This is a genomic window from Desulfuromonas sp. (assembly GCF_002868845.1).
Lineage (GTDB): Bacteria > Desulfobacterota > Desulfuromonadia > Desulfuromonadales > BM501 > BM501.
In genome coordinates this window covers 1-21,339 of sequence record NZ_PKUB01000032.1, presented here as the reverse complement: position 1 = coordinate 21,339, position 21,339 = coordinate 1, and the positions used below count along the sequence as shown (strand labels likewise).

Below are 21,339 nucleotides of genomic sequence, written 5' to 3'. Positions count from 1 at the left end.
CGCGTCGCCCGGGCGATTAAACCTCCGAGAGCAGTTCCAGCAGCTGGTCCGGCTGGGTAATGCCCTGTCGGAAGCGGGGCTTGAGCTCGGCCAGGATAGCATTGGCCTCCGCCTCGGGAAGCTTGCCGTCGAGCCATAGCAGGTTGAGGTTCTTGCGGATCATGTGGGCCGCGTTGAGGGCCCGCTCGCCGGTGGGGTCGGACTGCCAGTAGGGACTTTTTTCCATGTGATTGAGGATGTCCATTGCCGCTGTGCGGGCCAGGCCCAGGTACTCGTCCCGGTCCTCCTCATCCAGGGACCACTTGGAGGTCTCGGAGAGGGAGCGCAGCATTTTCTGCCACTGCTGCAGCCGGTTGAGAAGCAGCAGGGAGTTGAAAAGGCGCTTGTTGGTGCTGAAGGAGAAGATGGTATCCGAGAGCACGTTGCGCATCAAGGCGTCGTTGGCCTCGAAGCTCTTGCGGGCGATGGTGCGGGCCAGGGCCCAGGTCTCCGGGGGGACGCCCGCTTCGAAGCGCAATTCCCAGTAGGTGTGCTTGAGCAGCACGGTGTTGAAGGTGCGCACCATTTTGAAGGGGACGAAATAGGAGTGGGCCACGGTGTCGGCGGCGAGGTGGCTCAGGTAGCCGTAGGCGCAGGCCTTCTGGGCGTCGGTTGCGGCGGCGTCGAGGATTTTCCGGCCCATGCGCCAGCCGTGGCAGTGCTTGAGGTAGTGGGTGAACTTCTTGCCGAGGGTGATGTCGGCGCTGATGCAGCCGTACAGGTAGTTGTGGGGGAAGGCCCCGAGCAGGTTCTGCAGGGCCGTCGGCAGAGCGGACAGATTTTCCAGGACGTGGGAGCCGAGCTGCAGGTGGACACCCACCCCCCACGCCCAGGACTCGGCCGGCAGAAGGATCAATGGGATGCATAGCAGGGCAACGAGATAAACCATCGGTTGCGGTGTCTTTCGTTGAATAAAAGGGATCTGTTCAGCTGTCCTTGTGTTCCTTGGGGTATTGTAACCCTTTGAGGGGGGAAAAGACAAAACCCTATGGTGGATCAAGGACAAACTCGAGCCAGGCAGGTCAGTAAAAGCATAATTCACCCCAAATCACGTGTAAAGCGTTATGGCAGATAACCCCATTCAAGAATTGCATGATGTGGCGCGCCAGGTTCGGTGTCTCCTTGCGGACCTCGACACCCTCGGGGTGGACGAGCTGGCCGTCCCCGACCTGCCCCCCCAACTGCCCCCCTGTCCGCCCGATGTGAAGGGCGTGGACATGGGAGGCGACGCCCTGTGCCGCCAGGCGACCCTGGGGGATATCCGCGCCGAGTTGGAGGAGTGCCGGCGCTGCCCCCTGTGCAAGGGACGCAAGAACGTCGTCTTCGGCGCCGGCAACCCCCGCGCCAGGCTGGTTCTCGTGGGCGAGCCCCCGGGCCGCGAGGAGGACGAGACGGGCGGGCCCTTTGCCGGCGAGGCGGGGCGGCTGCTCGACCGGATGCTCTTCGCCATGGGCATGGAACGTTCGGAGGTCTACCTCTGCAACGCGGTGAAATGCCGCCCCTCTGGAGATCGCGAACCCAAAGCCGATGAGATCGCCGCCTGTGAGCCGTACCTTCAGCGGCAGCTGGCCGCCATCGGTCCCCGGCTCATCATCGCCTTCGGGGCCGTCGCCGCCCAGTCCCTGCTGCGCGACCGGTCTCCCCTGGAGCAGCTGCGCGGGCAGTGGCGCGAGTACGGGGGGATTCCCCTCATGCCGACCTACCACCCGGCCTATCTGCTGCGCACTCCCACCGCCAAGCGGGAGGTCTGGGAGGACCTGAAGCAGGTCATGGCGCGACTGCGGAAGGAGCGGGAGCCCGGCCCATGAGGAACGCCGGGGCGGCACTGGCCATCGAGGATGTGCGCAAGGCCCGGTCCGGCAGCGACGGCCAGCCCGTCTCGATCCTCCAGGGGGTGTCGCTGAGTGCCCGCCCCGGGGAACTGACGGCCGTCGTCGGACCCTCAGGCGGCGGCAAAAGCACCCTGATCCGGCTGGTCAACCGCCTTGAGGACCCGGACGGCGGGCGCATTATGCTCGGCGGCGAGGACATCCTCCGGCTCGACCCACTTCAGCTGCGGCGGCGGGTCGGGCTGATGGCGCAGAAGCCCTTCATGTACCCCGAATCGGTCCTGGCCAACCTGCAGCGCTCCTTCCTGTACCAGGGACAGACCCCTCCCCCGGCGGAAGATCTTCGCATCAATCGCGTTCTCGACCTTTGCGGCCTGGAGCCCCCGTTTCTGGGGCGGGAGGCCCGCACCCTCTCCCTCGGCCAGCAGCAGCGGGTGAGCCTGGCCCGTCTCCTGGTCGCCCGGCCCCAGGTGCTGCTGCTGGACGAGCCGACCAGCGCCCTCGACCGGCCCACCGCCGACCGCCTGGCCGACACCCTTCGGGAGGTCTGCCGCGGGGAAAACCTTACCGTCCTCCTGGTGACCCACGATCTGCGCCTGGCTGGGCGGATTGCCGACCGCCTGGCCTACCTGGAGGGCGGGCGGATCCTCGAGGAGGGGCCCGCGGAACAGCTCCTGAACCGCCCAGCGACACAGGAACTCGGGACCTTTCTGGCCCAGCCGGAACGCCTGGAGGAGGTGAGCCGACCATGAGCGGCGAATCGATCGTTCTTCTGGAGTTGACCGACCTGGCCCTGGCCTACGGCCTGATCCTTCTGGCCATAGGCCTCAGCCGCCTGTACCGCCTCGGCTGGGAAGGGCAGATGCTCTGGGCCTCGGTGAGGATGGTCGCCCAGTTGCTGGCGGTGGGCTACGTCCTGCACCTGGTCTTCGCCCTGGACAGCCCGGTGCCGGTACTCCTGATACTGCTGGTCATGGGCGGGTTTTCCGTTCAGGTCCTCGCATCCCGGGTGAAGGACAGGATGCCCGGTTTTTACCGGGTGGTGGGCAGTTCCATCTTTCTCGGCTGCGGGGTGGTGACCTTCCTGTTCTGCGCCTTCATCGTCGGCTACGCCCCCTGGTATGCGCCCCGCTACCTGATTCCCCTCGCGGGGATGATCATCGGCAATTCCATGAACGGAGCGAGCCTCGCCGCCGAGCGCCTGGGCGCCGAGATCCGGGATCGGCGGGAGGAGATCGAGACGTCCCTGTCCCTGGCCGCCAGCGCCCGCCAGGCCGCCCAGCCGGCGCTGCGCAGCGCCTTTCGGGCCGCCCTGATCCCCACCGTCAACACCATGGCCGCCATGGGGATCGTCGCCCTGCCGGGGATGATGACGGGACAGATTCTTTCGGGGACCGCCCCCGCGGTCGCGGTGCGCTACCAGATCGCCATCATGTGCGCCATCACCGGGAGCGTCGCCCTGACCTCCTTTCTCATCCTCCTGCAGGGCTATCGGGGCTATTTCACCTCTGCCCAACAGCTTCGGGAGCCCTGATTCGGGGACTTTCCCGCGCGAGGAGGAAATCAAAAACCAATGTTCAAGCATTTGCCATGCTGAAAATACAGAACAGGATCGGTTTCAAGCTCCTCCTCGCCTTCTCTGTGGTGCTCGTCCTCTGCCTCGTCTTCGTCTCCGCGCTGAACCACTATTTCTGGGTCGGTTTCGGGGATTTCGCCATTTCCGCGAACGAGCAGAAGGTCAAGCAGCAGGCCTACGAATTCCTCGAGGGGATCACCGAGGAGAGGGCCGAGAAGTATGAGGCCGTTTTCCAGCGGATCGCCGCCCATTCGCGCTTTATCGCCCGCCAGGCCGAGCTTCTCTACGCCCGCGCCGGCTCCCCCCCGCAAAGGGCGATCAGGGCGGACGAGTACCTCTCCCTGTATCCCCCCAACGGAATCTTCTACACCGACCCCGGCGAGCCGGTGATGACCTGCTACTGGGGTGGAAAATCGATCCCGCGGCAGGTGGAGGACGAGATCAACATCCTCGCTCCCCTCGCCCCGACCCTGGTCGAGGCCAGGGAAAAGAACCCCGAAGTCGCCGCCAGCCACCTCATCATGACCTCCGGCCTTGGGGTCTACTACCCCAACTTCGAGGGGGTCTATTCTCTGCCCCCCGTCTCCGAACTGGACCTGCGCGACACCAACAACTATGTCATGGCCGACCCGCGGAACAACCCCGGACGGAAGACCCTCTGGGTCCCCGTCTACCAGGACGACGCCGACCATGGCCTGATAACGACCGTCACCACCCCAATCGTCGGCAGGGACGGGGCCTACCTGGGGGCAGCCGGGCTCGACCTTCCGCTGGAGAACATTCTCGAGCAGGTTCTGGGACCGGCCCACCTCCACCCTGACCTGAAGGCCGAGGGCCTCTTCTCCTTCCTCCTGGACGGCCGGGGGAAAATCATTACTTTCCCCCTGGACCTGCTCGGGGACTTCGGCCTCGATCCCAACCTGGAGGCCCTTGAGAACTCCCTCGACCTGCTGGAGACGGGGCTGGCCGACTCCAGCCAGCCCCAGGTGCGGGCCCTGGCGGAGAGAATCCTCGCCGCGCCGGTCCACACCTCCCGGCTTCTCCTCGGGGGGGAGCCCCATGTCGTCTCCTCCCACGCTCTGCACTCCGCGGGGTGGCACCTGGTGACCGCCGTTCCGGAGGCGGTGTTCCTCGCGCCCCTCCTAGATCTCAAGTCCACCCTCTCCCAGCGTGTCGAAACCCTGGTTGGGCTGGTCTACCTCGTTCTTCTCCTCTTCCTCGGGGCAGCCGTTCTGGTCACGGTTCTCTTTTCCCAGCGCGTTTTCCTGAATCCCTTGAAGGAGATCGCCGATGCGGCAGTGAAGATTGGCGAAGGGGACCTCGAGGTGCGCCTGGACAGCGGGCGGAGGGACGAGATCGGCATCCTGGCCCGCTCCTTTGACGAGATGGTCGCTGGGCTCCGCAGGGCCAGGGAGATGGAAGGGGAGTATGCCGTCGCCCTGGAAGATACGGTTGAGGACCAGACCCGGCAGCTCCAGGGACAGAAGGCTGCCCTGGAGCAGACCCTTCAGATCCTCGAGAAGGATGTCCTGAAGAGACAGAAGGCCGAGGAGGAGCTCCAGTACCGCAACGCCCTCCTCGCCACCCAGCAAGAGACATCTCCTGACGGCATCCTGGTGGTCGACCAGGACCGCAGGATCAAGGGGTGGAACCGTAATTTCCTCGACTTGTGGACTGTTCCCGAAGACCTGATGCGATCTAACAGGCACCGGGAGGTGATTGAAATCGCCTGCTCGCAGGTGCGCGACCCGGACGCTTTCAAGGAGCGGATTCAGCACCTGTATGAGCACCTCGACGAGCAGGTTGCCGGCGAGGAAATTCCCTTCCGGTACGGGCGGGTGGTGGAACGCCACAGCAGGGGGCTGGTGGGAGAGGATGGCCGTTTCTGGGGGCGGATCTGGTTCTTCCGCGACGTCACCGAGCGCAAGCGGACTGAGGAGCAGCTCAAGGCGCTGGATCGGATCAAGAGCGAGTTCATCTCCACAGCGGCCCACGAACTGCGGACCCCCCTGACCTCTCTCATGGGTTTTACGGAACTGCTCCTCGACCCCGGGCAGTTCGGCGGGTTCAGCCCGGAGCAGAAAAGGGACTTCCTGGCGGAGATCTATGAAAAGGGAGAGGCCCTGAGGAAAATCACCGACGACCTTCTCGACATCAGCCGGATTGAAGCCGGCAAGCCGATTCCCATGGAGATGGCCCCCTGCGACCTGGCCGGCCTCGTGGAAAAGGTCGCGGGGGATTTTCGCGTGAGCGCATCCCGTCATCCCATCGAGCTGGACCTGGACGAACTGGAGGGCGAGAAGGTCCCGCTGGACCGGGGCAAAATGGTCCAGGTCTTCGAAAACATTCTGAGCAATGCCATAAAATATTCCCCGGAGGGCGGCGCGGTTCGGGTTGTTGGAAAAGGGGTCGAGAACGGGGTGGAAATTGCCGTGGCCGATGATGGCATCGGGATGTCCCCCGAAGAGGTCGGGCGGGTTTTTGACAAGTTCTACCGTGCCGACAGTTCCAATACCGCCATCGGCGGCCTGGGCCTCGGGATGAGCATCGTCAGGCACATCGTTGAACGGCACGGCGGGAAGATCCGGGTGGAGAGCGCACAGGGGCGTGGGACCACGGTCTTTCTGACTCTCCCTAGCGACCGCGGCGCGGCCTGACCCGGTTCTCTGTTTCCGCGGGGCCGGTAGCCCGGATGCCTGTCGATTATTCCGGGACATTTAACAGAACCCTAACAAATTGGGTTTAAAATAAGCGTCTTCGTTAATTTCCCGGAGCAGGGGACCCTATGGGCAAAGAACATATCCTGGTGATCGAAGACGAGGAGGATATCCTCGCTCTGATCCACTACAACCTCGCCCGGGAGGGTTACTCCGTGTCGTCCCGCACATCGGGCGAGGAGGGCCTCTCCACGGCCTGCAGCGAGGAACCCGATCTCGTGGTGCTCGACCTGATGCTGCCCGGCATCGACGGCCACGAGGTCTGTCGCCGCCTGAAAGCCGACCAGAAGACCGCCGGAATCCCCATCGTCATGCTGACGGCCAAGGGCGAGGAGGCGGACGTGGTCGCCGGCCTGGAGCAGGGGGCCGACGACTACGTGACCAAACCCTTCAGCACCAAGGTGTTCCTGGCGCGGGTCCAGGCGGTGTTGCGCCGCCGCGAGCGGGAGCGTGAAGCGGCGGACGAGGCCGGAATCGTCGAGATTCACGGATTGTCGATCCATCCCGGGCGCAACGAGGTGCGGGCCGAGGGGATGCCGGTTGATCTGACCTATACCGAGTTCCGGGTCCTGCTGCTGCTCGCCGGTCGTCCCGGCTGGGTCTTTACCCGCAACCAGATCATGGACGCGGTGCGCGGGGAGGACTACGCCGTGACCGAGCGGGCAGTCGACGTGCAGATCGTCGGCCTGCGCAAGAAGCTCGGCCCCTGCGGAAAGAACATCGAAACCGTCCGCGGGGTCGGCTACCGCTTCAAGGAGTAGCGTCCGACCCCGAGACCCTTTCACCGGAAGGCCCGACTTTTCCATGGCCCGCAAACGTCTCCTCTGGTACCTCTATCCCTCTTACCTGATTATCACCCTCGTGGCCCTGCTGCTGGTCAGCTGGTTCGTCACCAGGGCCCTGCGGGACTTCCATCTCGAGAGGACCGCCGGCGACCTCGAAGCCAGGACTCGCCTGGTCGCTCCCCTGATGGCGGGCCGTTTCGACCCGCTTCAGCGGCCAGCCGTCGATACCCTGTGCAAAAAGCTCGGCGCCGACACCGGGACCCGCCTGACCGTGATCCTGCCGGCCGGGCTGGTGCTGGGCGATTCGGTGGAAGAGCCGGGCCGCATGGACAATCACGCCGACCGGCCCGAAATCGGGGCCGCCCAGGCGGGCAAGGTCGGGTTCTCCCAGCGCTACAGCCACACCCTCAGCAAGGACATGCTCTACGCGGCCCTGCCGGTCTCCGAGGAGGGCCGGCTGGCCGGGTTCGTTCGCGCCGCCCTGCCCATGACCGCCATCGACAGGACCCTGAAAAGGGTCTACCTGAAGATCGTCCTCGGGGGCGTGCTTGTGGCGGTCCTCGCCGCCCTCGTCAGCGTCTTCGTCTCCCGCCGCATCGTGCGCCCCTTCGAGGAGCTGAAGCAGGGGGCCGAGCGCTTCGCCCGGGGGGAGCTGGACCGGCGCCTGGCCGTCTCCGGCCCCGAAGAGATCGGCAGGCTGGGCGAGGCCATGAACCAGATGGCCCTCCAGCTCGACGACCGGATGCGCACCGTGGCCCGGCAGGGCAACGAGCGCGAGGCGATGCTCGCCAGCATGGTCGAAGGGGTCCTCGCGGTCGATGCCGAAGAACGCATCCTGCGCCTCAACGAGGCCGCCGCCCGCCTGCTCGGCGTTTCGGCCGGCGAGGCGGAGGGGCGGGCCCTCCAGGAGGTGGTGCGCAAGGCGGACCTGCAGGCCTTTATCGCCAGGGCCCTGCGGGGGCGCAAGGCCCTGGAAGAAGACATCGTCCTCGGCGCAGGGGAGTACGAGCGCCACCTCCAGGCCCACGGCACCCTGCTGCGCGACCGCCGGGGCAAGGAGATCGGGGTGCTCGTCGTGCTCAACGACATCACCCGCCTGCGCCGCCTGGAAAACCTGCGCCGGGATTTCGTCGGCAACGTCTCCCACGAGCTGAAGACCCCCATCACCGCTATCAAGGGATCGGCCGAAACCCTGCTCGAGGGGGCCCTGGACGAACCGACGGACGCCCGCCGCTTCGTGGAGATCGTCGCCAAGCAGGCCGACCGCCTCAATGCCATCATCGACGACCTGCTCGACCTCTCTCGGGTCGAACAGGGGGCCGAGCACGGCGGAGTTGAACTGGAGGCCGGCGCCGTTCGCCCGGTGCTCGAGGCGGCCATTCAGGCCTGTGCCATGGGGGTTCAGGAGAAGGACCTCCAGGTGACCCTCTTCTGCGCCCCCGATCTTCAGGGGCGGGTCAATCCCCTCCTGCTCGAGCAGGCGGTCCTCAACCTGCTGACCAACGCAGTCAAGCACAGCGAACCGGGGGGGAAGGTGGTGGTGGACGCCTCCCTGCTGGATGGCAAGGTGATGATCAAGGTCCAGGACTGGGGAAGCGGCATCGCCGCCGAGCACCTGCCCCGGCTCTTCGAGCGCTTCTACCGGGTCGACAAGGCCCGCAGCCGCCAGCTCGGAGGAACCGGCCTGGGCCTCTCTATCGTCAAGCACATCGCCCAGGTCCACGGCGGGGAGGTCCTGGTCCACAGCACCCCGGGCGTGGGAAGCGTTTTCACCATCGTCCTGCCCGAGGCCTGAACTGTCATGGAAGAAATCCTGCTCCGTTACCGAACGCTGCTGAGCGACATCGACGCCTGGTTCGGGCGCTGCCAGTCCCGGTACCCGGAGAAAATCGCCTGCGGTCCCGGGTGCTCCGCCTGTTGCCGGGCCCTCTTCGACATCACCCTTCTCGACGCCGCCCTGCTGCAACAGGGCTTTCGACAGCTGGAGGAACGGACCCGGCGGGAGGTCTTGAAGCGGGCGCAGCCGATCCTGGCCCGCCTGCAGGCCCGCTGGCCCGGTTTCGAGCACCCCTACCTGCTCAACGCCCTGCCCGAAGAGGAGTGGGAGGTCCCCGGGGAGGACGAGACGGTCTGCCCCCTGCTCGGCGCCGACGGTCGCTGCCTCGTCTACGCCCATCGTCCCACCACCTGCCGCCTGCACGGCCTGCCCAACATCGACCTCTCCGGCGAGGTCTTCAGCGACGGGTGCTGCACCCGCAACTTCCCCGGTGGGGTTCCCCTTTCCGAAGAGGGGCTGCGCTGGGAATTCCGCCGCGCCTTCGCCGCGGAATACGACCTTCTCGGGGCCTTCACCCGGGAGCTTTTCGGCCGGCCCCTGCTGGAACTCGACACCCTCATCCCCGCCGCCCTCTTTATCGATTTTTCTCGCCTGCCGTCCGCCGACTCTCTTCCCCGCCGGAAAGTCTAGTGTCCCGTGTGAGGGGACCGGCTCCGCAGGTGCCTGTCCCCGGAAGCAGCCTGGTGTTCGGGCGGCAGGGGCAAGGGGGACAGGCAGCTTTGAAAACCCTCAAAGCAGCCAGTCCCCGGTCGTGAACCGCAGGAGGTCACGCAGACACCGATGGAACCCCTTGACAGAAGGGCCGGTGCCGCGCCAGAATCCCTCTTTTAATCCGGCCCGCACATCGGTCGGGAACCGACAGGGGAGAATTCATGAACCTCGACAACCTGGCCTGCATCGACCTCGATCAACCCGCTCTCGAAGGCTTTCGCCAATTCATCAGCGCCTGGCTCTACCGCGGGGAAGACGGCACCTTTCTCGTCGATCCCGGCCCCCTCTCGACCATTCCCCGTCTCGTCGGCGAACTGCGCCGCAGGGGCGTCGAGAGGCTCGACACCATCCTGCTGACCCACATTCACATTGACCACGCCGGGGGAACCGGCGCCCTGTTGAAGGAATTCCCCGAGGCGCGGGTGATCTGCCACCCCGACGGGGTCCGGCACATGGTTTCACCCGAAAAACTCTGGCAGGGCTCGCTCAAGGTGCTCGGGGCGACGGCCGAGGCCTACGGCGAGATCGTCCCGGTGCCGGCGGAGAAGATCGGCTTCGAGGAGGAAATCGGGCCGAGCGGGGTGCGGGCCTATCTCACCCCGGGCCATGCCCAGCACCACGCCTGCTACCAGAAGGGGGACCTCCTCTTCGGCGGCGAGGTGGCAGGTGTTCGCGCTCCCGTGGCCGAGGGCATCTACATGCGGCCGGCCACCCCGCCGCGCTTCATCCTGCCCGTCGCCCTCGACTCCATCGACCGCATGATCGCCCTGCGGCCGCGAGCCCTGGTCATCGCCCACTACGGCCTGGTCGAGCCGGCCCTCGACTACCTGCGAATCGGCCGCCGCCAGCTCCAGCTGTGGGTCAGGGGGGTCGCCGAGACGCGAGGGGAAGAGGGGATCCGGCGGGAGGAGGCGTTCTTCGAATGGCTTCTGGAGTGCGATGAGCACTTCCGCAACATCCGCCAGCTTGCGCCGGACATCTACGCCCGTGAGAGGGTCTTTTTCGGCAACACCTTGCGGGGGATGAGCGAATACGTGGAGAGCCTTTCCGAGGAGGAGAGGGGGGCGCTGCCGGAATTCGGGTAGTCCTCTCTGGCTATGCGACTGAAACCGGCAACATGGAACGGGAACGACGGTTTCTCATCTCAATCTTTCTCTTTGAAGGTTTGCGGCTTGAGCGAACGAATGCGAACGGGCGTGAGGCCGATCTGGATTAATGCCACGTTGCTTCTCCGGCCGCTGGAAAGGCCGAGAACGTAAAAAATATCCCCTTCTTCCATAAGGGTGCAAAGTAGATGGGAATTTTTGGTAGGCCGGGCCGTTTGATCATGTTATCTTAAGGCGATTTCTTTCCAATAGCGATGGATTGAGCACCATGGGCAGTCAAGCCGAGAAGAACATGCAGGACCCTCTCCTGAACGAGTCGTTTTCCGTTCCCGCCGAATGTCCGGTCGGGGAGGGAGGGTGCGACGTTCTCGATGAAATCGCCGAGCTTCAGCGGAAACTCGGCGAGCTGTCCGAACTCGTCCATACCGATCCGCTGACGGGGCTCGCCAACTTCCGTCACTTTATCGATGTCATGGGCTCGGAGATGGAGCGTACCCGCCGCACGTCTCTGCCCACCGCCCTGGTCATGCTCGATCTCGACCATTTTAAAAAAATCAACGATACTTATGGGCACGAGGCCGGCAACGCCGCTCTCGTTCACGTCGCCGGGCTGATCACCAACTCGGCGCGTCAGCTCGATATCCCCTGCCGCTACGGGGGCGAAGAGTTCGCCATCGTCCTGCCCGGTACCGATCTCGCCGGCAGCCTCGTTTTCGCCGAGCGGCTGCGTGCCGCCATCGAGGCGACGCCCCTGCAGGACGACGGCCGGTCGGTCCCTCTAACCGCCAGTTTCGGCATCGAGGTCTACGGCGCCCTGCAGGAAGCGACGATCGAGGAGTTTGTCGAGGCGGCGGACCGCTACCTCTACCAGGCCAAGCGGGAAGGGCGCAACTGCGTCCGTCACCCGCCCTACGGTGCTGTCGGAGAGGTCAGCCCGGAGGAGAAGGAGGGGCTGATGGGGATCTTCGCCGAGAGGCGGGAGGAAGAATGAGTTTTTTCCGGCCGGGGGAGGAAAGTCCTGTCCGGGAACATGGAACGACGAAGGGCGGCCGATTTGGACGCCCTTCTTTTATTTGGTGCGCCAGGCAAGGCGCGTAGCGTCTTCGTAAGCCGACCAATTTTTAAGATGGAGACAGGAAGGGGAACGTCCCTGAAGTTAAATATTTACTTTAAAATATGTCGTATCAATCTGGTTCTTCATCGGTTCAATGCGGAATTTCCAGGGTCTAGCCGCTGGTATCATTCGTGAGGACGGGGGCGCTTTAAGAAAAAACGCCACAATCTTAAAGCTATGGCGCATTTTGCCTCATCCATTGCTTCGTCAAAAATCATGGCTCATGAGCGAAGGCTATAGTACGCATTGTCTTGAAATGACAAAGCAAACTTAGGCTCTTTGAATAAGTTGTTGAAAAATAGATGTGTTCTCCAATCCCCTTTTTGACTTCTTGGGCTTTCCGAAGGCCTAATATCCCCCACCAATCTCAGGATGCCGCGACTCCCCCGCGCTGGTGACGACGATGGCGCTCCGGCCCGCGACCGGGCAGCGGGTTTCGCAGATGCCGCAGCCGATGCACAGCCGGTCGATGACGTAGGGCTGCTTGACCCGGACGCTCTCGCCGCGCTCGTTGAGCACCGTCGCCATGCGGAACTTGATCGCCTTGTCCGGGGTCGGGCAGTGCTCTTCGCAGACGATGCACGGCACCCCTTTGGCGAAGGGGAGGCAGGTGTTTTTGTCGATGATCGCCAGGCCGATGACGGTCTTCTGCTTTTCGGCCAGGGGCAGGGGCCGGATGGCGCCGGTGGTGCAGACCTGGCCGCAGAGGGTGCAGTTGTATTCGCAGTAGCCGACCCGGGCCATCAGGCGGGGGGTGAAGACCCCCTCCATTCCCGCCTCGAGAAAGGCCGGATGAAGAGCGTTGCCGATGCAGACCTGCATGCACTCGGCGCAGCGCACGCAGCGGCCGAGGAACTCGGGCTCGGGCAGGGCGCCGGGCGGGCGGACGAGTTCGGGCGGGGGGACTGCGGCGATGGTGCGGGTTTTCAGGAAGGCCGGCAGCACCGCCCCCGAGACGAGGGCGGCGACGAAGGTGCGCCGGGGCATCCCGGCGAAGGCCGGTTTCGGCGCGGGCCGGTCGAAGCCGAAGGCGATCTTTTCCTGCGGGCAGCGATCGACGCATTCCATGCAGAGGATGCAGGCCTCCGGGGAGATCCGCTTTTCCCCGTCGATGGCGTTCATCCTGCAGATCCGCTCGCAGAGCCGGCAGTCGCCGCACCGGGTGTCGGCGGCCCGGCCGCGCATCAGGGAGAACCAGCTGTTCAGGGCGAGCAGGGCGCCGAGGGGGCAGAGGTTCCGGCAGAAGAAGCGCCGTTCGAGTTTCTCGAGGGCGAAGACCGCCAGGAGCATCGCCAGCGACAGCAGGCTCAGGGTGAAGAGTTTCTGTTTGAAGGGGAGGATCGTCGCCTTGAGCAGGGCGTAGAGCGGTTCGGTGACGGCGTTGACCCAGGCCGGGGCGGACTTGTAGGTGACGGTGAAGAACTCGGTGACCGCCCCGTTCGCGGCGGGATAAACGGAGGTTGCGAATCCCCTCACCAGGATCGAGAAGGGGTCGAAATAGCCGACGACGGGAAGGCCGAAGAAGGCCCCGGTCAGGACGAGGGCGAGCAGGACGTACTTGATCCGCCGCAGGCCCGGCCGCGGCTGATTTGCCCTAGGCCTGATCCAGCGGCGGCAGAAGTCGATCAGGGCTCCCATCGGGCAGAGCCAGCCGCAGAAGGCGCGTCCCAGCAGCAGGGTCAGGGCGACCACGATCAGGGCGGGGAGGAGGATGGCGATGACGGCCTTCGCCGCGAGCATCGCCGCGGCGGCGACGAGGGGGTCGATGCGGAAGAGGATGTTGACCGCGTAGGGGATCTCGTCGGTGCCGTTGTAGTCGGTCTTGATGAAGAGGATGAAGAAGAGGAGCAGGAAGAGGACCTGGCTCAGCCGGCGCCACGTGATCCACGGGGGTTTAGATTTGCCCTTCATAGGGCCGTTTCGTCGATTTTGACCTTGGTCAGGTCGATCTGCCCGAGCCCCATGCCGTGAGCCGCCACCGTCGAGGTGATCGCGTCCGGATTCATCCCGAACAGGGTGGTGGCGTAGGCGTCGGCGGCGACGGGATCGGCCGAGGCGATGAGCATGTCGTTGATCTTGACATCGTTCACATCCCCTCCCTGGGGTCCGTTGCGCAGCAGCAGCCGGGTGGCGTCGATCACCGTCAGCCGGGGCCGGACGACGCTGCCGAGGTCGGCCAGCTTCTGGCCGATGTCCTGGTGAATCTTGCCCCGGTTGCCGCCGATCACTCCCATGGTGTTCTTCAGCCCGAGGGAGAGGGCGCTTAACCCGTGGTGCTTGGCGACCGGCACGTTGATGTAGCAGTCGGCCTCCAGGGCGTCCCCGTAGAACTTCCAGCGGTTGATCGATTTGCCCTTGACGATGTCGACCGGTACGAACTTGCGGCCGTCGATGTATTCGCATCTGACCCGCCCGTCGTCGAGTGCGAGCAGGGCGGGGCGGATGCCGCTCCTCTGGTAGCAGCGGCGCTCTTCGTTGCAGGTGCGGTCGAAGACCTTCACTTCCTTTGCGCCGGCCTCCAGAGAGAGCCGGGCCAGGGCAGCGACGACGAGGGGATGGGTGTTGGCGCCCTGCTCGGGGGTGCGGTCCCAACCGATGTTCGGCTTGATGACCACCGCCTCGCCCGGCTTGACGAACGCCGTGATCCCGCCGAGCGGCTCCAGTACCCGGGCGGTCAGCGCTCCGTAGTCCTTGCCGGTGGCGACCGCCAGGGCGGACTGGGGAGTTGCCGCATTTGCGGTCGGAATCATGAAGCGGGGAACGGCGAGGGAGAGCCCCGCGGTCCAGAGGGCGACCTCCTTGAGGAAACGGCGGCGGTCCATAAAGCCTCCTTTTGGTCATGCCGGGGGGAGGGGACATCGAAACGATTACGGACAAAGTTTCAGTCTACTAGAGTTTGGGCCGATTTGGGTTCGGCTTGCAATGGAGACTGGCGGGGGGGGGCTTTGAGGTGGCGGGATGGTGCGGGTGGGCCCTCGCCGTCGGGGAGGAATGGCATCGTATGCGGTGGAATTGACCCGGCAGGAGGAGGTTGGCCATATCCCCCGACGCGGATATGTTCTGACCATGAAAAATCAGCTTCCTTTTTCATGGCCCTTTCTGACAAACCCGGCAGATGCGGATATTATGGTTGGGGGTTGAAAAGAGGAGATGAAAAGGTTTGTTAAATAAAGAAACCGGGACCATTCAGACCATCGTCATGACCTTTGTGCCCGGCAAGGCAAAGGGCCAGGTGGGGGATGTGGTTCAAGAAACAGATCTCGAACGGGCATTGGGAACGCTGCGTTTTCAAACTCGGAGAAACTCTTATGTCCCAAGGTATAAGCAAGGAGCTCTCTTTTCTTGACCGGTATCTGACCCTGTGGATTTTCGCCGCCATGGCCTGCGGGGTGGGCGCCGGCTACCTCATCCCCGGGGTCGAGGAATTCATCAACGCCTTTCAGGTCGGCACGACGAACATCCCTATCGCCATCGGCTTGATCCTGATGATGTACCCGCCCCTGGCCAAGGTCCGCTACGAGGAACTCGGCGAGGTGTTCCGCAACAGGCGCATCCTGGGGATTTCGCTGGTCCAGAACTGGGTGATCGGGCCGATTCTGATGTTCGTGCTGGCCGTCGCGTTCCTTCACGACTACCCCGAATACATGGTCGGCCTTATCATGATCGGCCTGGCTCGGTGCATCGCCATGGTCATCGTCTGGAACGAACTGGCCAGGGGCGACACCGACTACTGCGCCGGGTTGGTCGCATTCAACAGCGTCTTTCAGGTCCTTTTCTACAGCCTCTACGCCTGGTTCTTCATCACCGTCCTTCCGCCGATGCTGGGCCTGAAAGGGGCGGTGGTCGATGTGACTATCGGGCAGATCGCCAGGAGCGTCTTCATCTACCTGGGCATTCCCTTCATCGCAGGGATTGCCACGCGCTGCTCACTGATCCCCCTGAAGGGGCGCGAATGGTACCAGAATGTCTTTATCCCGCGCATCAGTCCCATTACCCTGGTGGCTCTGCTGTTCACGATCGTTGTTATGTTCAGTCTCAAGGGGAACTTGATCGTCACCATCCCCGGTGATGTGATCCGAATCGCCATCCCCCTGCTGATCTACTTCGCTGTGATGTTTCTGGTCAGTTTCTGGATGGGGGTAAAGGTGGGCGCCGATTATTCCAAGACGTCCACCGTAGCCTTCACTGCCGCCGGAAACAACTTTGAGCTTGCCATTGCTGTCGCTGTCGCTGTCTTCGGGCTTAATTCAGCCATAGCCTTCACAGCTGTCATTGGCCCCCTGGTGGAGGTCCCGGCTTTGATTGGGCTTGTCAATGTCGCATTTTGGCTGAAAAAGCGCTATTTCGGAAGGGATGGGGAGTCACGGATGGAACAAAAGATCGGGTAGAGGCCCTGCTGCCGGAACGGTTATCGGCTTGCGACGATAGACGTTGGGAGCCAGCTTTCGAAAGGCACTCTTTCGATAGGACTGCGGGGTTACTGAATGTAATATGCAGAGCACCCCCCGGCCGCCGGTTTCCTTCGGGCAACCAAGGCTAAAAATGACTCGAATGCGCACTTGAGGTTCACCCTCCCGCCTTCTTCACAGTCCACCCCTCCTTCTTCAGTTCCTCGATCAGCACCTCCGGGTGATCCCCCTGGATTTCGATGACCCCGTCCTTCACCGTGCCGCCGGTGCCGCACCTCTGCTTGAGCCTTTTGGCGAATTCCTTCAACCCGTCACCGGCCAGGGGAACACCGGTGATCAAGGTCACCCCTTTGCCCTTGCGCCCCTTGGTCTGGCGGGCGACACGCACGACGCCGTCGCCGGCGGGGGGCGCCTGTTCCTTGAGGCACCGGCACCGTTTGGCCGGCTGAGCGCAGCCGGGGCACATGCGGCCGTGTTCGGACGAATAGACCGGGCCTTGGTCGCTGACTTTTCGATTTTTCATCTTATTTCCCTTCGCAGGTCGATGCTCCGTTGAATCTCTGCCGCCCATTATCAGGCCTCGTGGCCCTCTTGTCTATCGATTCGGGGGCAACTCATTTTGAGGCAGATCCATCCGGCCTGAATTTTTTCCTTTGCGGCTTTACGGCTTGAACGGGCGAAGGGCCGGGTTTGATCTCAGGCTCCCGTGCTGCCCTGTCCTATGCCAAGCTTCGCAGCACATTGGACCCGGTTCGGACAAAGCGTAGCCGGATTAGAAAGCTCTACCCATTGTCTTGCCCTTCCCGGTTCCCTTGTTAAACTTGCACCGTTCCTTCCCTGACCCTGGGCCCGTTATTCATCTTGTGAAAATTGGGCCGGTCAGTAACGCAAGCCGCTTCGAGCGGCCGAATCGGTCCGGCGACTGGGTGCCGGCGCAAGAAGGAGGAGGCGTAATGAAAAAGCTGGAGATGTGGAGACGTTTGCTGTGCCTTGTGGTCGTTGCGGCACTCGCCCTGGCCACCGGCTGCGACGGTGACGGCGATGGCGGTGGTGACGGCACGAAGAAGATCGAGCAGAATTTCGAGACCAGCCTCCACAACACCCGCCAGGGCAAGGAGACGTGGTTCAACGACCCGGTCGAGGGGTTCGGCAACTTTGTCAACGTGCCGTACGACGATCTTCCCTGCGTCGGTTGTCACGATACCCGCGACCAGGGCAAGAACGACGGCGATCCGGCTCTCGACTCCTTCACCGACACCTGGCCCGGCGCCCCGAGTTGCCAGGACTGCCACGACGGCGAGCCGGAAAAGGGCAACGTGGCCATGCCCGATACCTGCCTTGGTTGTCACGGCCGCCAGGCGACAGAGATCAGCCTCGGCCTGACCGACTATCACATGGACCAACTCGGCTTCGACTGCATGAACTGCCACACCAGCGGCGACGTACACGGTGACGGCAACGCCTATTCCACCATGTTCGAACTCGGCGCCATCGACGCCGCCTGCAGCGATTGCCACGATGCAGGCGAGCTGCAGGGGGTGAACGACTTTCACACTGCCGGTCACATGAACGGCATGGACTGCTCCACCTGCCACATGACGACAGCGGTGGCGTGTTACAACTGTCATTTCGACAACGAGGGGATCGACGACGGCAGCGTTACCCACTCCAAGTTTGCCAGCGCCAAGTTCGGCGGCGCCGGCGAGAAGGCGTGGCGCTTCCTGGTCAACCGCGTTATCGACGGGGCGGGCAACACCAAGATCTACCCCGGCAGCATGCAGTCGCTCATGGCGGACCAGGCGGCCCTCGACGGCCAGGACGACGGAGCGGGGGTCGGCTTTGTGGCCATCGGCCCCTACTACAGCCACTCGATCCAGAAAAACGCGGTGACCTGCGAAGACTGCCACGCCAGCGCGGCGATGCAGCAGTATGTGGACGAGGGGATCATTGACGTGGTGAAGTGGAAGGGCGCAGAGGGCGAAGAGGTTCCCCTGCAACGCGAAGACGAAGGGCTGACCCTCGGCACGGCCTGGCAGCCACCCAAGGGGATCATCCCCGTACCCCCCGACTACGCGCAGGCGCTGAAGTTCGAATTCGTCGACCTGGTCGACCCCGCAGCGCCCCTGACTCCGACCGCTACCTCTTCGAGTCCGAGGGTACTCTTCAAGCGCGGCGCCGACCAGATCCATCTGCTTGACGCTTATGTCAGGCCGCTTACCCAGGCGCAATTGGACAAGCTCGGCTGGTTCAACACCAGCTTGCACGGCACGCGCAACGGCAAGGAGACCTTCTACAACGACGGCCTCGGCGCGACGGATTCCTCCCTGCTGCAGCAGGGCTTCGGGAATTTCGTGACGGTGCCCTATGCCGACCTGCCGTGCATCGATTGCCACAACGGCACCGACGACGGCCCGTGGGACGCCATCACCGGACAAGGGTTCGAGGACGTCTGGCCCGGCAACCCCGTCTGCCGCGACTGCCACGCCACGGAGAACCCTGCGGCCGGGGCCAACGTCCCCAACGACACCTGCAAGGGGTGTCACGGCCGGCTGGGGGCGGAAGCGGCGATCGGCCTGGAGGACGTACACGGCGCTTTCAAATGCACCGACTGCCACCAGCTCAGCGACATCCACGGCGTCACCGGCGTGGAGCCCGCCACCATGTTCGACGAGGGCGCCCTGACCGCCGACTGCCGGGATTGTCACGACATCACGGCCAGCACGACCTTGGAGCATACCGAGCATGCCGGAAACATCACCTGCTCGGCCTGCCACATGGAAAGCGTCGTCACCTGCTACAACTGTCATTTCGACAACGAAGCGATCAACGACGGCACCGTGTTCCACGCTAAGTTCGCCAGCGCCAAGTTCGGCGGTCCGCCCGAATCGGGCAAGTCGTGGCGCTACCTGGTGAACCGCGTTCTCGACGCCGGAGGCACGACGATGGTCTACCCCGGCAGCATGCAGACTCTCGTCGGGGACGTCACCTCCGCCGAATTCCCGGGCGAGGACGACCAGGGGATCACCTTCGTGGCTATCGCGCCGTACTACGCCCACGCCATTACCCGCAGCGATGCCCTGACCTGCCTGGGCTGCCACTGGACCCAGACGGCAACGGATCTGGCTGGGGGCACCCCCTTCCAGGTCGTAGGCTGGGGCGCCGCCGCGGACGCGGAGGTGCCGGCCAGTGAGATGGGGGCGACCTGGCAGCCCCCGCGGGGGGTTATTCCCGTTCCCCCCGACCCCAACGGCCTGCTCCTCTTCGATTTCGTCGACCTGGTCGACCCGGCCGCTGGGCCGGGGAGCGCACGGAAGTTCTTCGAGGCCGGCCCGGACATCTTCCACGTGCTGGATAACTACGTCCTGCCACTCAGCGCCGATCAGATGGAGGTTCTGGGCGTCCGTCCCACGGAGGCGATCGACCACACGGCCTTCGACGGGGAGACCGACTGCAGCCTCTGTCACCCGCTGAACTGATTCTCCCCTAACCGCCCATCTCAAAGGCCCGGCTCTATTGAGCCGGGCCTTTGACCATCAATGGAAGTGCAGGGGGCGATGTCGCCCCTGCAACCGAGCCCTTCTCAACGGACAAGGCCTATGGTTGACGATGAGACAAAGACATATCGGGACTTTCTCAAGGATTCGCTCCGCTTGACCTTGGACTTTTCAGCGACCGATCAGAACCGGGGGATCGGGCCGCCGCCGCTGCAAAAACCGCCCCGGAATGACCAGGATAAAATTCCCTTGCCGGGCAGGGAGGCCTGGGGTTCTTTTGCCGGGACCGACCTGGTGGCGGCGATTGGGAATAGAAAGAGTCACCGCCGCTTCAAGGACGAGCAACTGTCCCTGGCCGAACTGGCCTTTTTGCTCTGGAGCACCCAGGGCATCCGGGAGAGCGTCGGTCCCGGATGCGCCTACCGTGTCGTCCCCTCGGCGGGGTGCCGCCACGCCTTCGAGACCTACCTGGTTGTCTCAAGTGTCGGGGGCCTGGCGCCGGGCGTCTATCGCTACCTTCCGGTGGACCATGCCCTCGTCTTCGAGGGCGGCAGGGTCAACCTCCAGGCCGAGCTGTCCCTGGCCGCACTGAACCAGACATTCGTTGCGGCGGCGCCGGTGGTCTTCGTGTGGGCGACGGTACCCTATCGCATGGAATGGCGTTACGGTCTCGCGGCCCACCGGGTGATCGCCATGGACGCCGGCCACGTCTGCCAGAATCTCTATCTGGCCAGCCAGGCCGTCGGCTGCGGCACCTGCGCCATCGCCGCGTACCACCAGGAGAGAATGGATCGGCTGCTGGGCCTCGACGGCGAAGACGAATTCACCCTCTACATGGCCCCGGTGGGGAAGGTCTAGTGGCCCGGCTATTCGTTCGAAGGCTTGATGTTCTGGTTGAGGCTGAAAAAATTCTCCGGGTCGTACTTCGTCTTGGCCCGGACGAGGCGCTCGTAGTTGGGCCCGTAGGCGGCGGCGATCCGGTCGGTCTCCTCCTAGGTCATGAAGTTCACGTAGACGCCGCCGGCGGCATAGGGGGTGGTCGCCTTGAAGAACTCCCGCGCCCAGGCGATGCACCTCTGGTCGTCGGCCGGATCTTCCCAGCGGCCGTGGACGTTGAGGGCGAATTGGGTGTCCCGGTGGGCGTAGGCGGTGGCCTCGGGGGGCACCCGGCTCGCCTGGCCGCCGAGCAGGCCGATGAAGATCTCGCTCTGGGGCGATGACAGCTTGGCCGCGTACTCGATGACGGTGTCGATGGCCCCGTCGCTGAGCTCGGTGAAGTTGTGGGACTTCCAGTAGTTTCGCGCCCCGGGTGTGAGCAGGGGGTCGAAGGCCTGCTGCCAGGCAGTGTAGGGCTGGACCCCCAGGTGCTCTCCGTAGGGGCGGCCGAAGGCACGGACCGGGTCGAGCCGCTTGCGGGCCTCCTTGGCATCCCCCATGCCGAACAGGGCCAGGGCGACGATGCCCTTGCCATACACCTCCTCGGGAAGGAAGGGGAGGGGGGGCGCTTTGCGCAATACGGCCCAGACGCTTAACTCGTCGGGCAAAGTCTCGACGAATTCGCGGTACCTGTACAGGACCTCCCTGGCCTGCTCGAAAGGATAGACGACGAGTCCGCTGAAAACTTCGGGGCCGACCGGGTGCAGACGGAACTCGAACAGGGTGACGACTCCGAAGTTCCCGCCGCCGCCGCGAATCGCCCAGAATAGCTCAGGGTCCTGATCG

Annotated in this window: 16 protein-coding genes and 1 pseudogene; 12 read left to right on the top strand and 5 right to left on the bottom strand. The window is 64.0% G+C overall.

The features are described from left to right. Positions 1 to 16 precede the first annotated feature (16 nt). Positions 17 to 928 carry a zinc dependent phospholipase C family protein gene (locus C0617_RS09855; RefSeq protein ID WP_291316855.1) on the bottom strand — a complete coding sequence of 304 codons (912 nt, stop codon included), beginning with the start codon at positions 926 to 928 and terminating at the stop codon, positions 17 to 19. Between the two features lie 208 nt (positions 929 to 1,136). Here C0617_RS09855 and C0617_RS09850 point away from each other — a divergent pair, with 208 nt between their 5' ends. The 9 genes from C0617_RS09850 to C0617_RS09810 all read left to right on the top strand — a co-directional run bounded on the left by C0617_RS09850 (position 1,137) and on the right by C0617_RS09810 (position 11,591). Then, positions 1,137 to 1,847 (top strand): uracil-DNA glycosylase, encoded by a 711-nt coding sequence (locus C0617_RS09850; protein ID WP_291316854.1) that lies wholly within the window; start codon positions 1,137 to 1,139, stop codon positions 1,845 to 1,847. Continuing rightward, positions 1,844 to 2,620 carry an ABC transporter ATP-binding protein gene (locus C0617_RS09845; protein WP_291316853.1) on the top strand — a complete coding sequence of 259 codons (777 nt, stop codon included), beginning with the start codon at positions 1,844 to 1,846 and terminating at the stop codon, positions 2,618 to 2,620. Before C0617_RS09850 ends, C0617_RS09845 begins: the two co-directional genes overlap by 4 nt. After that, positions 2,617 to 3,402 (top strand): iron export ABC transporter permease subunit FetB, encoded by a 786-nt coding sequence (gene fetB, locus C0617_RS09840; RefSeq protein WP_291316852.1) that lies wholly within the window; start codon positions 2,617 to 2,619, stop codon positions 3,400 to 3,402. The genes C0617_RS09845 and fetB overlap by 4 nt, the downstream gene beginning before the upstream one ends. 56 nt (positions 3,403 to 3,458) lie before the next feature. Then, positions 3,459 to 6,101, top strand: coding sequence for an ATP-binding protein (locus C0617_RS09835; protein ID WP_291316851.1), 2,643 nt, complete (start codon positions 3,459 to 3,461; stop codon positions 6,099 to 6,101). A 128-nt stretch (positions 6,102 to 6,229) separates the two neighbouring features. Continuing rightward, entirely contained in the window at positions 6,230 to 6,922 is a 693-nt protein-coding gene (locus C0617_RS09830) for a response regulator transcription factor (RefSeq protein WP_291316850.1), read from the top strand. A 43-nt stretch (positions 6,923 to 6,965) separates the two neighbouring features. Beyond that, entirely contained in the window at positions 6,966 to 8,741 is a 1,776-nt protein-coding gene (locus C0617_RS09825) for an ATP-binding protein (RefSeq protein ID WP_291316849.1), read from the top strand. A gap of 6 nt (positions 8,742 to 8,747) precedes the next feature. After that, positions 8,748 to 9,413: a YkgJ family cysteine cluster protein gene (locus tag C0617_RS09820; protein WP_291316848.1), complete on the top strand. Its 666-nt coding sequence runs from the start codon at positions 8,748 to 8,750 to the stop codon at positions 9,411 to 9,413. 242 nt (positions 9,414 to 9,655) lie between these two features. Further along, positions 9,656 to 10,579, top strand: a complete 924-nt coding sequence (locus C0617_RS09815; protein WP_291316847.1) for an MBL fold metallo-hydrolase — start codon at positions 9,656 to 9,658, stop codon at positions 10,577 to 10,579. Between the two features lie 289 nt (positions 10,580 to 10,868). Further along, positions 10,869 to 11,591, top strand: a complete 723-nt coding sequence (locus C0617_RS09810; RefSeq protein WP_291316846.1) for a GGDEF domain-containing protein — start codon at positions 10,869 to 10,871, stop codon at positions 11,589 to 11,591. A gap of 471 nt (positions 11,592 to 12,062) precedes the next feature. Here the strand turns inward: C0617_RS09810 and C0617_RS09805 are convergent, their stop codons facing one another. Together C0617_RS09805 and C0617_RS09800 are read right to left on the bottom strand one after the other, a co-directional pair. Beyond that, entirely contained in the window at positions 12,063 to 13,625 is a 1,563-nt protein-coding gene (locus C0617_RS09805) for a 4Fe-4S binding protein (protein ID WP_291316845.1), read from the bottom strand. Next, positions 13,622 to 14,536, bottom strand: a complete 915-nt coding sequence (locus C0617_RS09800; protein WP_291316844.1) for a DUF362 domain-containing protein — start codon at positions 14,534 to 14,536, stop codon at positions 13,622 to 13,624. The genes C0617_RS09805 and C0617_RS09800 overlap by 4 nt, the downstream gene beginning before the upstream one ends. Before the next feature lie 486 nt (positions 14,537 to 15,022). On the opposite strand from C0617_RS09800, the gene arsB reads away from it, so the two are divergent. Next, the gene (arsB, locus tag C0617_RS09795; RefSeq protein ID WP_291316843.1) at positions 15,023 to 16,102 is read left to right on the top strand and encodes an ACR3 family arsenite efflux transporter; all 1,080 of its coding nucleotides are present in this window, start codon (positions 15,023 to 15,025) and stop codon (positions 16,100 to 16,102) included. Between the two features lie 178 nt (positions 16,103 to 16,280). On the opposite strand, the gene C0617_RS09790 is transcribed toward arsB, so the two are convergent. After that, positions 16,281 to 16,646, bottom strand: coding sequence for a translation initiation factor Sui1 (locus tag C0617_RS09790; RefSeq protein WP_291316842.1), 366 nt, complete (start codon positions 16,644 to 16,646; stop codon positions 16,281 to 16,283). 430 nt (positions 16,647 to 17,076) lie between these two features. Here C0617_RS09790 and C0617_RS09785 point away from each other — a divergent pair, with 430 nt between their 5' ends. Both C0617_RS09785 and C0617_RS09780 read left to right on the top strand, forming a co-directional pair. Beyond that, positions 17,077 to 19,599, top strand: a complete 2,523-nt coding sequence (locus C0617_RS09785; protein ID WP_291316841.1) for a hypothetical protein — start codon at positions 17,077 to 17,079, stop codon at positions 19,597 to 19,599. Between the two features lie 267 nt (positions 19,600 to 19,866). Next, entirely contained in the window at positions 19,867 to 20,475 is a 609-nt protein-coding gene (locus tag C0617_RS09780) for a SagB/ThcOx family dehydrogenase (protein WP_291316840.1), read from the top strand. An 8-nt stretch (positions 20,476 to 20,483) separates the two neighbouring features. On the opposite strand, the pseudogene C0617_RS09775 reads toward C0617_RS09780, so the two are convergent. Beyond that, positions 20,484 to 21,339, bottom strand: a pseudogene (locus C0617_RS09775) (BBE domain-containing protein); the annotation flags it as partial.

Coding starts and splice junctions, on each gene's coding strand:
- C0617_RS09845 (WP_291316853.1), top strand. CDS start 1,844: ATGAGGAACGCCGGGGCGGCACTGGCCATCGAGGATGTGCGCAAGGCC.
- C0617_RS09835 (WP_291316851.1), top strand. CDS start 3,459: ATGCTGAAAATACAGAACAGGATCGGTTTCAAGCTCCTCCTCGCCTTC.
- C0617_RS09800 (WP_291316844.1), bottom strand. CDS start 14,536: ATGGACCGCCGCCGTTTCCTCAAGGAGGTCGCCCTCTGGACCGCGGGG.
- C0617_RS09820 (WP_291316848.1), top strand. CDS start 8,748: ATGGAAGAAATCCTGCTCCGTTACCGAACGCTGCTGAGCGACATCGAC.
- fetB (WP_291316852.1), top strand. CDS start 2,617: ATGAGCGGCGAATCGATCGTTCTTCTGGAGTTGACCGACCTGGCCCTG.
- C0617_RS09830 (WP_291316850.1), top strand. CDS start 6,230: ATGGGCAAAGAACATATCCTGGTGATCGAAGACGAGGAGGATATCCTC.
- C0617_RS09805 (WP_291316845.1), bottom strand. CDS start 13,625: ATGAAGGGCAAATCTAAACCCCCGTGGATCACGTGGCGCCGGCTGAGC.
- arsB (WP_291316843.1), top strand. CDS start 15,023: ATGTCCCAAGGTATAAGCAAGGAGCTCTCTTTTCTTGACCGGTATCTG.
- C0617_RS09815 (WP_291316847.1), top strand. CDS start 9,656: ATGAACCTCGACAACCTGGCCTGCATCGACCTCGATCAACCCGCTCTC.
- C0617_RS09810 (WP_291316846.1), top strand. CDS start 10,869: ATGGGCAGTCAAGCCGAGAAGAACATGCAGGACCCTCTCCTGAACGAG.
- C0617_RS09785 (WP_291316841.1), top strand. CDS start 17,077: ATGAAAAAGCTGGAGATGTGGAGACGTTTGCTGTGCCTTGTGGTCGTT.
- C0617_RS09825 (WP_291316849.1), top strand. CDS start 6,966: ATGGCCCGCAAACGTCTCCTCTGGTACCTCTATCCCTCTTACCTGATT.
- C0617_RS09855 (WP_291316855.1), bottom strand. CDS start 928: ATGGTTTATCTCGTTGCCCTGCTATGCATCCCATTGATCCTTCTGCCG.
- C0617_RS09790 (WP_291316842.1), bottom strand. CDS start 16,646: ATGAAAAATCGAAAAGTCAGCGACCAAGGCCCGGTCTATTCGTCCGAA.